At 67.6% G+C, this 13,619-nt stretch carries 10 protein-coding genes and 7 pseudogenes; 6 read left to right on the forward strand and 11 right to left on the reverse strand.

Annotated features, from left to right (window positions below):
* Window positions 1-60: 60 nt before the first annotated feature.
* Window positions 61-519, reverse strand: a pseudogene (locus ACWDSL_RS15070) (ABC transporter substrate-binding protein); the annotation flags it as partial.
* Window position 520: 1 nt separating this feature from the next.
* A pseudogene (locus tag ACWDSL_RS15075) lies at window positions 521-775 on the reverse strand (hydrolase); the annotation flags it as partial.
* Between the two features lie 65 nt (window positions 776-840).
* On the opposite strand from ACWDSL_RS15075, the gene ACWDSL_RS15080 reads away from it, so the two are divergent.
* Window positions 841-1,158 carry a transposase gene (locus ACWDSL_RS15080; RefSeq protein ID WP_450485377.1) on the forward strand — a complete coding sequence of 106 codons (318 nt, stop codon included), beginning with the start codon at window positions 841-843 and terminating at the stop codon, window positions 1,156-1,158.
* 182 nt (window positions 1,159-1,340) lie between these two features.
* Here the strand turns inward: ACWDSL_RS15080 and ACWDSL_RS15085 are convergent.
* Window positions 1,341-1,716 (reverse strand): annotated as a pseudogene (locus ACWDSL_RS15085) (ISAzo13 family transposase); the annotation flags it as partial.
* A gap of 184 nt (window positions 1,717-1,900) precedes the next feature.
* Complete coding sequence (locus ACWDSL_RS15090; RefSeq protein WP_450485379.1) at window positions 1,901-2,764, reverse strand: helix-turn-helix transcriptional regulator; 864 nt, start codon at window positions 2,762-2,764, stop codon at window positions 1,901-1,903.
* A gap of 43 nt (window positions 2,765-2,807) precedes the next feature.
* Here ACWDSL_RS15090 and ACWDSL_RS15095 point away from each other — a divergent pair, with 43 nt between their 5' ends.
* Window positions 2,808-4,070 (forward strand): serine hydrolase domain-containing protein, encoded by a 1,263-nt coding sequence (locus tag ACWDSL_RS15095; protein WP_450485381.1) that lies wholly within the window; start codon window positions 2,808-2,810, stop codon window positions 4,068-4,070.
* 199 nt (window positions 4,071-4,269) lie between these two features.
* On the opposite strand, the pseudogene ACWDSL_RS15100 reads toward ACWDSL_RS15095, so the two are convergent.
* Window positions 4,270-4,395, reverse strand: a pseudogene (locus ACWDSL_RS15100) (IS3-like element ISRhosp1 family transposase); the annotation flags it as partial.
* Between the two features lie 22 nt (window positions 4,396-4,417).
* On the opposite strand from ACWDSL_RS15100, the pseudogene ACWDSL_RS15105 reads away from it, so the two are divergent.
* Window positions 4,418-4,756, forward strand: a pseudogene (locus ACWDSL_RS15105) (pirin-like C-terminal cupin domain-containing protein); the annotation flags it as partial.
* Between the two features lie 123 nt (window positions 4,757-4,879).
* On the opposite strand, the gene ACWDSL_RS15110 reads toward ACWDSL_RS15105, so the two are convergent.
* Window positions 4,880-5,557: a GOLPH3/VPS74 family protein gene (locus ACWDSL_RS15110; RefSeq protein WP_450485383.1), complete on the reverse strand. Its 678-nt coding sequence runs from the start codon at window positions 5,555-5,557 to the stop codon at window positions 4,880-4,882.
* Window positions 5,558-6,022: 465 nt separating this feature from the next.
* On the opposite strand from ACWDSL_RS15110, the pseudogene ACWDSL_RS15115 reads away from it, so the two are divergent.
* Window positions 6,023-6,133 (forward strand): annotated as a pseudogene (locus ACWDSL_RS15115) (IS5/IS1182 family transposase); the annotation flags it as partial.
* 549 nt (window positions 6,134-6,682) lie between these two features.
* The gene (locus tag ACWDSL_RS15120; protein WP_450485400.1) at window positions 6,683-8,422 is read left to right on the forward strand and encodes a pyruvate dehydrogenase; all 1,740 of its coding nucleotides are present in this window, start codon (window positions 6,683-6,685) and stop codon (window positions 8,420-8,422) included.
* A gap of 121 nt (window positions 8,423-8,543) precedes the next feature.
* Here ACWDSL_RS15120 and ACWDSL_RS15125 read toward each other — a convergent pair whose 3' ends face one another.
* The 5 genes and pseudogenes from ACWDSL_RS15125 to ACWDSL_RS15145 form a co-directional block, all read right to left on the reverse strand.
* Complete coding sequence (locus tag ACWDSL_RS15125; RefSeq protein WP_450485402.1) at window positions 8,544-8,768, reverse strand: NAD(P)-binding domain-containing protein; 225 nt, start codon at window positions 8,766-8,768, stop codon at window positions 8,544-8,546.
* 145 nt (window positions 8,769-8,913) lie between these two features.
* A pseudogene (locus ACWDSL_RS15130) lies at window positions 8,914-9,741 on the reverse strand (LLM class flavin-dependent oxidoreductase); the annotation flags it as partial.
* A 343-nt stretch (window positions 9,742-10,084) separates the two neighbouring features.
* Window positions 10,085-10,720, reverse strand: coding sequence for a TetR/AcrR family transcriptional regulator (locus ACWDSL_RS15135; protein WP_450485385.1), 636 nt, complete (start codon window positions 10,718-10,720; stop codon window positions 10,085-10,087).
* A 657-nt stretch (window positions 10,721-11,377) separates the two neighbouring features.
* The gene (locus tag ACWDSL_RS15140; RefSeq protein ID WP_450485387.1) at window positions 11,378-11,980 is read right to left on the reverse strand and encodes a response regulator; all 603 of its coding nucleotides are present in this window, start codon (window positions 11,978-11,980) and stop codon (window positions 11,378-11,380) included.
* On the reverse strand, window positions 11,977-13,104 hold the full coding sequence (locus tag ACWDSL_RS15145; protein ID WP_450485389.1) for a sensor histidine kinase: 1,128 nt from the start codon (window positions 13,102-13,104) through the stop codon (window positions 11,977-11,979). The genes ACWDSL_RS15140 and ACWDSL_RS15145 overlap by 4 nt, the downstream gene beginning before the upstream one ends.
* A 134-nt stretch (window positions 13,105-13,238) precedes the next feature.
* Here ACWDSL_RS15145 and ACWDSL_RS15150 point away from each other — a divergent pair, with 134 nt between their 5' ends.
* Complete coding sequence (locus ACWDSL_RS15150) at window positions 13,239-13,496, forward strand: ATP-binding cassette domain-containing protein (protein ID WP_450485391.1); 258 nt, start codon at window positions 13,239-13,241, stop codon at window positions 13,494-13,496.
* Window positions 13,497-13,619: the final 123 nt, after the last annotated feature.

The following is a 13,619-nucleotide window of genomic DNA, read 5'->3' on the forward strand; positions in this document are numbered from 1 at the left end:
CTCGGCGTTGGCCCCGGCGCCGAGAACTGGATTGCGGGAGAACTCGGCATCCGCGGAGACGAGCGTCACGGTCGCGGGCCGCGGATTCTGCTGCGCGGCGAGTTCGAAGAACCCATCGGTGAGCGCGGCGTTCGGATCCGGCCCGGTCGGGATCATGGCGAAGTAGTTCGGATAGACGAGCGCATTGTTGACTCCGAGGCCCATGAGCCCGACGAAGAATCGCTGCCGCTCCATCACCAACGGCATGGCCGGCAGCAGAGTGTTGGTGCCGTATCCACCGATGACGAGGTCAACCCTGTCCTCGTCAATCAGCCGTTCGTATATCCCGGGAACCAGGGAGGCGTCTCCCTGGTCGTCGTAGCGGACGAACTCGACTGGACGGCCGAGCAGTCCACCGCGAGCGTTGATGTCCTCGCGCCAGATCTCATGGGCGAGCCGGGCTGACCGGCCGTTGTCCGCGAGGGGACCGGTCAGCGACAGGCAGTACCCAATGCGGACGGGAGCTTGTTCCGCGGCCATGTCAGACGTCGCTTCCAGCGCGTCCTGCGGCGAGCAGCTGCATCTCCCAGCCGAAGGCGACGCCAGTGGCGCCCCCGTGCTCAAGCTGGACCTCGGTCATGGCCGGGATGGTCTTCTCGCGGGCCCAGTCGCGCTGCCACTCACTCGCTACGGCCATCCAGGTAATCGGTACCACGCCCGCCTGGATCATGCGCTGCACGGCCATGTCGTGGGCTTCCTTCGAGGCACCGCCCGAGGCGTCGGTGATGGCGAAGACTGAGGTGACCCCCGCGGTGTGGACACTCTGATGGCGGATCTTGATGGTCCGGGAAGATGGTTCACATGGCAGGGCGGATATACACCCCGGAGTTCCGGGCGGACGCGGTGGCGTTGTGGCGGGCTTCGGCGGGACAGCGGACGATGAAGGCCATCGCCGCTGACCTGGGCATCACCCGCGAGACGCTGCGGCTGTGGGTGCGAGCGGCCGAGGGCGGCGGCCAGGCCGCGGCGGGCGGTTCAGGGCAGGCGGGGTCCCAGGAGGCCGAGGTGGCCCGGCTGCGTGCCGAGAACGCCCGGCTGCTGAAAGCCGAGAAGGAATGGCAGCTGGAACGGGAGATCCTGCGCCGGGCGGCCCAGTATTTTGCCAAGGAGATGAAGTGACCTCCCGCCGCTGGGACTTCATCTCCGCACACGTCGGCGAGTTCGGCGTTCAGCGGCTGTGCCGGGTGCTTCGCCTCTCCCGCTCGGGCTACTACCGGTGGCTGGCCGGCGCGGACGCGCGGGCCGCCCGGCAGGCGGCGGATGACGCCCTGGTGGCCGAGATCCGCGAGATCCACACCGAGGTGGACGGCCCTGGTGAGGGTGCCGCCGCTGACTCCGAAGAGCTGGGCGAACAGGCTTCGGGTGCCGAGTTTGCGCAGGTAGAGTGCTGTAGTCGGCCTTGCTCACGTGCCTCGCCCATCTTCCTGGGCCAGTCGGTCGACCAGTTCGTCCAGCGCCCGTGAGGGGTCATGTCGGCCAGCTCCGGGTTGTGGCAGACACCCGTGACGATGCTGCGGGAAACGGGGTGCCGGCCGACCGGGCGTTCTTCGCTGCGCGGGCAGTGTCGTGAGGCTTGGGGTGGATGGTGTAGTTCCAGTCGCTGTGGAAGCGGTGCCGGTGTGGGGACAGTGCGTCGATGTTGCTGCCGGTGCCGCAGACCGCTCGGATGGAAGTCCCGGCCGCACTCGACGACCACCTCCACTCGTCCCAAAAACCCGGTGCTGCGATCACCAGTTGAATCTGCCGCCTCCGGCGGCGTGGCCTCCAGTCGGCCGGCTGGTTCCACGTTCGTGGGTGTCCGGGCCTTGTGCCCAGTACAGGCGGACCCGTAACCATCACTGCCCGTGAGTATCTCGAGCACTCACTCAGGTACAGCTGGATGCCCCATGATCTTGCGAAGGTCGATGTCGCGCCGCGGCTTCAGCACGAGTAGTTTCTGGCGGCGGCTTTCGCCGAAGACGACGTGACAGTCAAGGTTGATGCGTCCGGCCACCGGATGAAGGACCGCGGTGGTTTCTTGTTGGCAGACATGCACTTCGTGACGGCTCCACAACGCGGCGAACTCGGCGCTGACGGTGAGCAACGCTGTCACCGTGGCGGTCATCTCGGCGGCGTCCGGCTCGATGTCCATCGCCGCGCGGATGCTGGCCGCGTACGTCTGGCTCTGTGCGGTGTGGACGTCGGCGGGATAGATGTCGCGCTCTTCGGGGCGGGCGAACCAGCGGTAGTAGCCACTGCGGTCGAGTCCGGTGAACTGTGTCTGGTCGCCGAACAGGGCTCGAGCCAATGGGTTCTGCAGCAGGGTCTGGCCGATGTTGGATGTCACCAGCGCCGCCGCCCCGTGATCCAGTGAATCCAGAACCAGCCCCAGTGCCGGATCGATCTGCTCGATGCCGGTGGCGCGGATCGGTGGGTTGTGCCCGATCAGTGCGAACAGGTGGTCTCGCTCGTCGGCGGTGAGCTGGAGCGCGCTCGCGAGCGCAGCCGTCACCTGCTCGGACGGGCGTGGTCCGCGACGTTGCTCGAGCCGCGTGTAGTAGTCCGTGGAAATGAAGGCGCGCTCGGCGACCTCCTCGCGACGCAGGCCGACAACCCGTCGAGCCGACGGCCAGTCCGGAACCAGAGCGGCGCGGCGGCGCCGGAGGAAATCCGCCAGTCTCGATCGATCCACGTGCTCATCCTGTCCCCGATAGGGAGGGATCGCCAGTCCCTCCCAGCCGGTCACCCGACGCGCCAGGGTAGGAGCCGGTCGACATGAAGGGAAAGCAGTGGTCTTCAAGCTCGATGTACCAGCCCGCATGGTTCGTGGTGACGTGGATGAAGGTTATGGCGCAGTGGCCGACGCCTTTCGCGAGAACTTCGCCGTACGCAACGAGATCGGCGCCGCCTGCGTCGTCTACCACGGCGGGCGGAAGGTCGTGGATCTCTGGGGCGGATATCGGGACGGCCGCAATCGGGTCCCCTGGGAGGCGGAAACGATGGTGCCGGTCTTCTCGACATCCAAGGGTGTGGCAGCAGTGGCGCTCGCGGTGTTGCATGCACGTGGCCTGCTCGACCACGACGAGCGCGTGGCGACATACTGGCCTGAGTTCGCCGCCGCCGGTAAGGGCGATGTCACCGTCCGCCAGTTGCTCGCTCATCAGGCCGGGCTGGCGGTGATCGACCGGCCGCTCGAGCTCGGCGACCTTGCTGGCTCTCGCACCCTCGCCACGGCCCTTGCCGAACAGCGTCCGGCATGGGAGCCGGGCACCCGGCATGGCTACCACGGCCAGTCGTTGGGATGGTACGAGAGTGAGCTCATCAGTCGGATCGACCCTGGGAAACGTCGTATCGGCCGGTTCTTCGCCGACGAGGTCGCGACGCCGCTCGACCTCGACTTCCACCTCGGTCTGCCGCAGGACGCTGATCGCGATCGGGTCGCCCGTATCCACGGATTTCGCTCCTGGGAGATGTTGCTGCACCTGAGAGCGATGCCGGCATCATTCGTCCGGGCATACGCGAACCCACGGAGTTTGAGCTCCCGGGCGTTCGGCAATCCGCGGGTGCTGGGTGCCGTGGAGAACTTCAACCGGCCGGATGTGCAGGCCGCGGAGATTCCGGCGGCCAACGGCGTGGGCCAGGTGCGGTCGATCGCCAAGCTCTACGGCGAGGTGGCGACCGGCGGCGCCGCCCTGGGCCTCACCGATGCCACGATGGACGCGTTGCGCGTCGCTGCCACACCTCCGACGGGCGGACTGTTCGACGAGGTGCTGCGCGTCGAGACGAGGTTCTCCCTGGGGTACGTCAAGCCGTTCCCCGCGTTCAGGTTCGGCTCCGAGTCGGACCGGGCCTTCGGGACGATGGGCCTGGGCGGGTCGTTCGCCTTCGCAGACCCGGACACCGGTACGGGCTTCGCGTACGCGATGAACCGCACCGGATTTCGGCTCTGGGACGATCCTCGTGAAGTGGCGCTGCGGGAGGCGCTCTTCGCGCGGGTCCTCGGCGAGCGGCCTCAGCGGCCCGACCCGGCCTCCGGGCGTTCTGGCGTCTGACTCGTAGGGTACGCGCCCACGGCGCGTCGACGGCCACGACGGCGAACAGTGTCTGTCGAGGGAGGAGTCGGAGCCGGTCGGGCCGATGCGCCACCGGAGACTCGCCTCGTGCTGCCGAAGCATCCTCCGCGTTGTCGTAGCTCGAGCCGACCCTGCCCATGCTCCTGCGGACCCCGAACCGGCCGCAGACCTGCGCGAACGCCGCCGAGGTGTACTGCGATCCGCGGTCCGAGTGGAACACCACACCGGCCACGTCTCCGCCCCGGGCGGCCACCGCCATCTGCAGCGCGTCGATGACCAGCTCCGTCCGCATGTGCGGAGCCATCGACCAGCCGAGTACCCAGCGCGAGCACCACGCCGACCTGCCCGTCGTCACGGCCCCGGGACTGAAGGCCACCGTCGTCCTGGGCGGACTGGACGGCGCGGTCTCGCCGGGCACGACGTACACACCTCTCGTCAGCGCCGACCTCGCACTCGCCGAAGGCGCAAACGTACGGCTGCCCGTGGAGCCGGACTTCGAGTACACCGTGCTGACGATGTCCGGGGCCACCGAGGTCGACGGGGTGCCTCTCGACTCCGGCTCCATGCTCTATCTAGGCTCCGGACGTTCCGAGCTCCCGCTGCGCGGCCTGAGCGACTCAGGGCTGCTGCTTGGGGGAGAGTCATTTGAGGAGAAGAGAGTCCTCTCCGCACCGCTGCTGCAGTTCTGCGTGCTGGTGTCGCGCAGGCCATGTGAGCTTCGGGGTCGACTGCTTTCATCACCGAGGCCACATCTCCACCGGTCCCTCCGGCCGCGCCGGAATCCTGCCTCAGCCGGCAGCGCTGGTCACGGCGACGGTGCTTCCTACCGAGATCGCCACCAACGTACGCATCACGGCGGTGTTGACCGCGTCCGCTCCCCAGGCTCCCTTCTCGAATTCCTTTGCGCGCTCGTAGACCTTCCCCGACCACGGAATGGTGCGGTGGAGGCTGGGCAGGCTGCCACTGGCGGAGATGAGCCCGATCAGCACCGCAGTGCGATCGCCAGGCGTCCTCCCGTCCACCAAAGCAGCGCGCACCTCCCGCAGGACTTCGGCCTTGTGCCGGGTATTCGCGACAGATAGGGAAGTCGTGTGGAAAAGGCCCAGCCTCCGCTTTCGTTCCCGGCTCACCATGCCCCGGTCGACGAGTCGGTCGAGGACCGTGCTGCGCAGCTCCCCGCCGATCTCGACAAGTAGCGTCTGGACGCCCCGTGTGCGTTCGGCGGTCTTCCGGTACGCGGCCTGGAGCAGCGGATCCGCGACCGAATGGCCGGAAACGGCGTGCACCTTGAGGCCGGTCAGTCCCGTGTCGCCTTCAGTAACCGTCACATTGCCGCGGAGGGCGAGCTCGGCCAGCACGGCCCCTCCGAGCGTGTAGTACAGCGTACCCTCGCCAGCGATCGCCCCGGATTTGTCGTCCATCAGCGTGAGCAGCAGATCCTCGACGATCAGCATCTCGTCCTGCATTGATTCTCCTTGGGCGGTGGGGTGCTCTGACGGTGGAAGGCGGATGCTTGGACGAAGTGTCGAGCCAGTCCCGGGTCTCGACGGAGCCGATCTCCACTACGAGGCGGTATCCGGCCGCCAGGTTCCATTCCGGCTGGCTGCCGCCGCCGAGGCTGGGCGTGACGGGGCTTGTCCGCAGCCGGCCACGCCTTCTGGCCGCGCCAGGCACCGGTGTCGTCCTGCACCGCGTAGGCGGGATAGGCATTTGTGGGCTTCTTGCCCGCCAGGTACCGGTCGTGGAAGGCCATGGTCTCGGTCTCCTTGAACCAGCTATCGCGTCCCCACGGCCAGCCGCCCTTCCTGCAGGTGTGCGGTGCTTCCTCATGGCTCTACGATCTCCTGGGCACCCCGCATTCGCCATGGCGGGCTGTCACCAGTTCCCATTACAAATGTCACTCAGGGCTCGCAGAGCATCAACATGCTGGTTTGATCGGCTGCCGACGCCTCCATCGCTGCTACCAGCGCAAGCCGGAACACTTCCTTGCCTTCACTGACATCGCCGCGACTCTCATATGCCACCGCCGACTGGCCAAGTGAAGTGGCGTCTAAGCGTCAGCAGGATCCGCCGAGTCGGGCGACTGGCACCCCGAAGATCTACCCGGCCTGGCCGTAGCCCCAGCGTGCTCTGGCGGATGTGCGCTCGTCGTCGGCTGCGGCCACATCGTCAAGGGCCCTGGATACGCATGCGACACGGCGCGTTGCTCCCGGACTGCGCGGTGTCGGGTGCGCGCAGGTATTCGCCGATGCCTCAACCCGACCAGACTGTCCGAGTTCGCCGACCACCTCGACATTCACGGCGCCGACGCGGTGGTGCTCAGTGACTGCTTCCAGATGCCCTATCTGTCGCCATCCCCGCCGCCGAGAAGGTGGTCGGCCTGCCTGTCGTCACTGCCACCTCCTTGCAAGGACCTGAAGGCTCTCGGCTTCTGCCGCCGTCCCGGGTTCTGGGGCACTTGGCAAGGTCTGGCGGCTGAGCCGTCCCCAGTGGAGAGCCCTGGCGCTCATGCCTTTAAGGTGGATCCGTCAACTATATTGGCTGTCGAGAGTCATGAGGTGGGTGTGCAGCCCGAGGGGGGAAGTCCGGCGATGCGGAAGCTGACCGTGGCCCAGCAGATGGTGGACATTCTGCGCCAGGCGGGCGTGGAGCGGATCTATGGCGTGGTGGGTGACAGCTTGAACTCGGTGGTCGACGCGGTGCGTCGTACCGACGGCATCGAGTGGGTGCATGTTCGGAATGAGGAGGCCGCTGCCTTCGCTGCGGCAGCTGAGGCACAGTTGACCGGCAGGCTCGCGGTGTGTGCCGGAAGCTGTGGCCCTGGAAACACGCATCTGATCCAGGGACTGTACGACGCGCACCGCTCCGGTGCGCCCGTGCTGGCGCTCGCCTCGCACATCCCGTCCCACCAGATCGGCACCGGCTTCTTCCAAGAGACCCACGCGGAAAGGCTGTTCACAGAGTGCAGCGACTACTGCGAGATGATCAGCACGCCTGGGCAGATGCCCCGGGTTCTGCGGATCGCCATGCAGCGGGCTCTTGGCAACAGCGCGGTGTCGGTCCTGGTGATACCGGGCGATGTCGCGCACGATGTGGCGACTCATCCCACGGGAAGCAGCGACCTGGTCACTGAGCGCGGCCGGGTTGTCGCGCCGGACACACAGGTTCGGGCGCTGGCCGAGAAGGTGAACGCGGCTCGGAAGGTGATGCTGTTCTGCGGTGCGGGAGTGCGGGACGCGCACGCCGAGGTCATGGCGCTCGCCGAGATGGCTGCCGCTCCCGTGGGGCACACCCTGCGGGGCAAGGAGTGGATCCAGTTCGACAACCCGTACGACGTGGGCATGAGCGGTCTGCTGGGCTACGGCGCCTGCTTCGACGCAATGCACGAGGCCGACCTGGTCGTCTTGCTCGGCACCGACTTCCCGTACAACGACTTCCTGCCGCAGGCACGGACCGTGCAGATCGACCACGATGCCGGCCGACTCGGCCGTCGTACTGTGCTGGAACTCGGGGTCCACGGCGACGTCCGGGAGACGCTGCGGGCGGTGCTGCCGTTGGTCGAGGCGAAGCGGGACCGTACCTATCTGGATCGGATGCTGCACAAGCATGCCAAGTCGCTGGAGACGGTGGTCTCCGCCTACACCCACGACGTCGAGCGGCACACCCCCATCCACCCTGAGTACGCGGCCTCGGTTCTGGACGAACTCGCGGCTGAGGACGCTGTGTTCACGGTGGACACCGGCATGTCCAACGTTTGGGCGGCGCGTTATCTGACCCCCAATGGGCGGCGCCGGGTGATCGGTTCGTTCCTGCACGGCACGATGGCCAACGCGCTGCCGCACGCCATCGGCGCGCAGTTCGCTTACGCCGGCCGCCAGGTGATATCGATGTCGGGTGACGGTGGACTGGGCATGCTGATGGGCGAGTTGCTCACAGTGAAGCTGCACGATCTGCCGGTGAAGACGATCGTCTTCAACAACTCCTCCCTGGGCATGGTGAAGTTGGAGATGCTGGTCGAGGGGCTTCCGGAGCACGAGACCGACCACGAGCCGGTGGACTATGCGGCGATCGCCCGCGGCGCGGGCATCGAGGCGATCCGCATCGAGCGCCCCGGGGATGTCGTCGAGGGACTCAAGCGGGCGCTCGCCCACGACGGTCCGTTCCTGGTCGACCTGGTGACCGACCCCAACGCGCTGTCGATCCCGCCGCACATCTCGGCCGCCCAGGTCAGGGGATTCGCCTTCGCCGCGGGCCGGACCGTGCTCGACGGGGGCGTCGGCAAGATGCTCGACCTGGCCCGCGCCAACCTCCGAAACATTCCCCGCCCCTGAGACAGCCACCGTCCTCATCGAGGTCCGGCTGCACGACCCCAGCGACGACCCGACGAGCACCGGCACAAACTACTGCGCCCAGCTCTCCGCCTGCCCTGCGAGGCGGGGGCGCGGGTGCGTCTCAGCCTCGCGCGCGGATGGCGACGTCCGCCACCGCGGCGGCTTGAGCCGCGGTGACCGGGATCGCGCCAGGGGTGAGGACCTCGATGGTGAGCGCGATCTTGGCGGGGTCGCCCGAGCCCGCGATGAGCACCCGGTAGCCGGCGGCCAGGGCCAGCCGCCCCAGCGCCGTGCCGACCTTGCCCGCACCCAGGCTGCCTACGGTGTTCACGGGCGTGCTGAGCATGTCTTCTTCTCCGTTCACGGTGTCGGCTCGCGAGGATCTCGCGGACCATCGGGAGCACCTTGGTGCCGTACCGCTCGACGGCGCGCAGGCGGGCGCTGATCGGCTGGTTGCCGTGGATGAGGTCGAAGCGGCCGACGCCGAGTGCCTTGATCGCGCGGGCCATCTTGCGGGCGACCGTCTCTGGCGACCCGATGTAGAGGGAGCCGTGCTCGATCTCCGAGTCGTACTCCTGCTTGCGCAGGGGTGGCCAGCCCCGCAGTGCGCCGATGCGGTCCCGGACGACCTTGTGGCCCGGCCAGTGCAGTTCCCGGGCCTGCTCGTCCGTGTCGGCGATGAAGCCGAGCGAGTGCATGCCGACAGGGTGGGCGGTCGTGCCGAACTGTTCTGCGGCGTGCCGGTAGAGATCGATGAGGGGCACGAAGCGTTCCGGGCTGCCGCCGATGATGGCGATCATCAGCGGGAAGCCGTAGTGCGCGGTGCGGATGACCGACTGGGGAGAACCGCCGACGCCCACCCAGGTGCTCAGGTGACCGGACTCGGTCTTGGGAAAGACGTCGGCGTTCTCCAGTGGAGCCCGTTTGCTGCCGCTCCAGGTGACGGGCTTCTCCTCCAGCAGCCTGGCGACGAGCTCGATCTTCTCCTCGAACAGCACGTCGTAGTCGGCGAGGTCGTATCCGAAGAGGGGGAACGACTCGGTGAACGATCCGCGTCCGAGGATGACCTCGGCCCGGCCGTTGGACAGTGCGTCCACAGTCGCGAACCGCTGGAACACGCGGACCGGATCGTCGGAGCTGAGCACGGTCACGCCGGAGCTCAGACGGATCCGGCTGGTGCGCGTGGCGATCCCGGCCAGCACAGTCTCCGGGGTGGTGATCGCGAACTCCGGGCGGTGGTGTTCGCCGAGTGCGATGACGTCCACGCCGGTCTCCTCGGCGTGGTGGGCTCCTGCGCAGGCCGATTGTTGAGGAGTCAATTATCTGGGCATTTGACTGATGCGTCAACCAGTGGGGGAGTGGTGGTGCTTCGTGGGGTGCGGGCATGAGTGCATCGTCCGGCCCGGGAGGCTGGGAGTCGTTCGCTGGCTGCTCTGTCGCGGTCGAGGGGTATCGCGGGTGACGTGCGCCATGCCTTCCCTGGCGGACGCCGCCATCGACCGCACTGATGAATTCTCGTCTTCGAAAGGTGGGTGCCGTGACCCAGAACTCCGCGGTGCGAGATTCTGCTGGTCGGCCGACGTGCGGCTGGCTCCTATGTTGGCAAGAAGATGATGCATCAATCATCTGGCGGTGCTGGGGCCCGCTCGGCGGCGCCCATCGTCACCCCTCCCGGTCGGCTTCGGCTTCCCGCTCAGGGGTCGGCTGACAGAGGTGTTCGATGAGGATCTGCCAGCTGTCGGCCAGGCGTGCGATATGGCGGGCGTTGTCGGCCCGTGGGGACATGGGCAGGTAGAGCAGGATGGGGCCTTCGAGCGCGCCGGTCAGTTGCAGGGCGCGGCTGTCGACGTCCGGGGCGTCGACCCCGGCCTGTCCAAGAAGCATGCGGAGATGGATCTGGGACAAGGTCGACTCCCCGGCGGGAATCGACTGGTTGTGATCCAAGGCGGCGCGGGCGATGGCATGACGTTCCAGTAGGAACCTGATGCGGGCACGGCCGTAGGCCACCAGTCGGGCGGCCGGCATTGCGCCGGGGCCCAGGGGTGGGGGGCCGTAGAGGACTCGTTCCCGGAAGGCGCGATCGTCGTCGTCCAGGAGGGCGTGGAAGATGCCGGCCCTGCTTCGGAAGCGGCGGAAGACGGTGCCTTTGCCTACGCCCGCCCGTTCGGCCAGGCCGTCCATTGTCACCTGCTCCACGCCAGTCTCGTTGATCATCTCGCGGACCGTGTTCAGTAGGAGCTGCCGGTTGCGAGCTGCGTCGGCACGCTCGACGACCGTGGTGGTAAACGACTCGCTCATGGTGTGCCCTTCGTAGGGTGTAGGCCAGCGGGCCGATGGGTTCTGGCGCGGTGTGATGACGGCGTTCGGCAGGGGGCCGGCGCGGGAAAGCGGCCGCCAGGAAAGTCCTGGCCCCGACGACCTGCGCGAGTTCGGGTGCGTAGCGCTGGAAGTCCGGGGCGGTGTCGCGGTGTCCCTGGGGTGCAGCGCGACCCACCACTGGGCGCCGTGGACGACGGTGGTGTTCGGGGGTGGGGACCGCCGGCTCACCGTCTGCAGTCCGGTGTGTGGAGGCGGGGGCGGGTCCAGGCCACCCGACGCAGCGACCTGGTGCGGGCTGTAGAGATCGGCGAAGCACCAGGCGCCGATGGGTGTGCGCTCTCGCTGGGGCAGCCTCCGCCGCACGTGCATCGCACGTGGACCGCCCAGGGGGCTTCACGCGCCGACAGGACATCGGCCCGGGGTGCTCCGGTCGGCCGGTCGCCTTCGACGAGTGCACCGCAGCGCTGCGGCACCGTGTTTCCACGTTGCTCACCGGGAGCACCTCCCACACAAATCTGGTTGTCGCGTCAACTATGCTGTCACGGAGGCGGGCCGATGGCCACAGCACCCGCACAAACACAGGTCACTTTGAGCCGAGCCCGAAGGAGGCCCCGACGTGACACTCGTCGGGTGTGGTCACAGCCAGTCGTGTTCGCGGGCGTACCGCGCCGCTTCGTGCCGGGTCTGGGCCTGGGTCTTCCACATCGCATTGGACAGGTAGTTGCGGACGGTGCCCTCGGCGAGGTGGAGCCGACCGGCGATCTCGGCGGCGGAGTAGCCGTCGGCCGTGGCGCGCAGGACGTCGATCTCGCGGTCGGTGAGTGGGCAGTCGTCGATGAGGGCGAGCGCGGAGACGTCCGGGTCGATCCAGCGCCGTCCCTCGTGCAGGGTCGCGATGACGGACGCGATGTGCGCCGGTTCAGCGGACTTGCTGACGAATCCCTGGACACCGAGCTTCAGCGCCCGGCGCAGTACCCCGGGCCGGGCGTGCCTGGTCAGCATGAGGATCACCTGGTCCGGCTGAACGCTGCGGATTGCCGAGACGGCGCTGAGCCCGTCGACGCCGGGCATCTCCAGGTCGACGACGAGCACGTCGGGCCGGTACCGCAGGGTGGCGCGGACGGCGTCCTCGCCGTCCGCGGCTTCGGCGCGCACAACGATGTCGCCCTCGAGCGGCAGCAGCGCCGCGAGCGCCTTGCGCAAGAGTGCCTCGTCGTCGGCGAGTACGATGGTGGTCATCGGGCCTCCTGTGCCTCGGGACCAGGCGACGGGAAGTCGGCGGCGGTCAGGAAATGCCCGTTCTTCTGGTCCACTGTGAGCTTTCCCCCGTTGTCGGCCACGCGTTGTTCGAGAACGGCGAGACCGCTGAGTTCTGAGAGCGGCTTGTCTGCTGCGCCGTCGTTGACGATGGTGATGCCCGACTCGGACAATGTGATCCGGACCTCCCGCGCCTGGGCGTGCCGCAGGATGTTGGTTGTTGTCTCGCGCAGGACCTGGCCGAGCAGCTCGCCCGTGCGACTGTCCGAGCACGCATCGCGGCGGATGTGTACCTTGATGCCAGCGGCCTCGAACAGGTTCTTCGCATTCTCCAGCTCAGCGGGGAGGTTGAGTCGACGCTGCGCGTAGACGAGCTCCTTGGTCTGGGTGATGGTGTCGCTGACGAGTGAGTAGATCTCGTGCAGTTCCTGCTCCGCCCGGCCGGGGTCGCGGTGCACCAGCTTCTGTGCAAGGGCGACCTTGAGCTTCACCACGTGCAGGGTGTGACCCTGGATGTCGTGCAGGTCGCTGGCGAACCGCATACGCTCACGCACCACGGCCAGCTCCGCCTCATGCCGACGCGACTCCTCCAAGTCGTGGACGACGTCGTAGAACCGCTTGTTGGGGAACATCAGCCCTGTCACGATGGCGGTGACGCCCGCGGGGACGATGACATACCTGATCAGCACCTGACGCGGGTCGTCATCCGTCACCAGGAACCGTGCCGCGCCCACGACGGCGACGTAGGCGACCAGGGTGACGGCGGCCGCGCCACGACGGCGGCGCAGCCGCGGCACGACTAACGGGCCCACGATGGACAGACCGAAGATCGCCTTCCCACTCCCGGCCACCAGCACACCGAAGAGCCAGACGCCCGCGGTGAGGACCAGGCACGGCACGGCGACCCGGGCCAGACTGCCTGCCGTCCAGGATACGAAGGCCACCAGTGCCGCGACCACACCCAGGCCCAGGACCACAGCGTCCGGCCAGGACTCGGCGTCCAGCGCCACCAGGAGCACCCCACCGACAGTGACCACCGGGAGCAGGGTGATCAGGTTGAGCCGGCGCAGCCGTCCCTGTGTCGTCGCCTCGGTAATTTCAGACATCGTTCAGCCAGTATCCGTGCGGAGCTTCCGGCACACCAGTGACACTGCGTCATGCATGCCTGCCAGGAATGTCATGGCGGGGACGTGATGCGATGCCACTGCCGAGAGCGCGTCGCGGCCGGTGGAATCGAGGCATGTCCACTACAGCAGTCATCGAGGTCACGAAGCTCAACGTCCGCTACGGCGATTTCCATGCCGTGAAGGACCTGTCGTTCCAAGTGCGGCGTGGCGAGTTCTACGCGCTGCTCGGCACGAACGGCGCAGGCAAGACCTCGGCCCTCGAGGTCATCGAGGGACATCGGCCGGCCGAGTCGGGCACCGTCCGCGTCTTGGGGCAAGGCCCGCGCGGGCGTTTCCCCTTGAGCGTGGACACCCTGATCATTGGATCGTGATGATCCATAGGACAGGAGTTCCCGTTGTGGACGTCGAAGTACTCGCCTGAGTTCCGGGCCGATGCCATCGCGCTGTACCACTCCAGCCCGGGTGGGACGTACGCGTCGGTGGCCAAGGACCTG

The organism is Streptomyces sp. NPDC000941 (assembly GCF_053599555.1).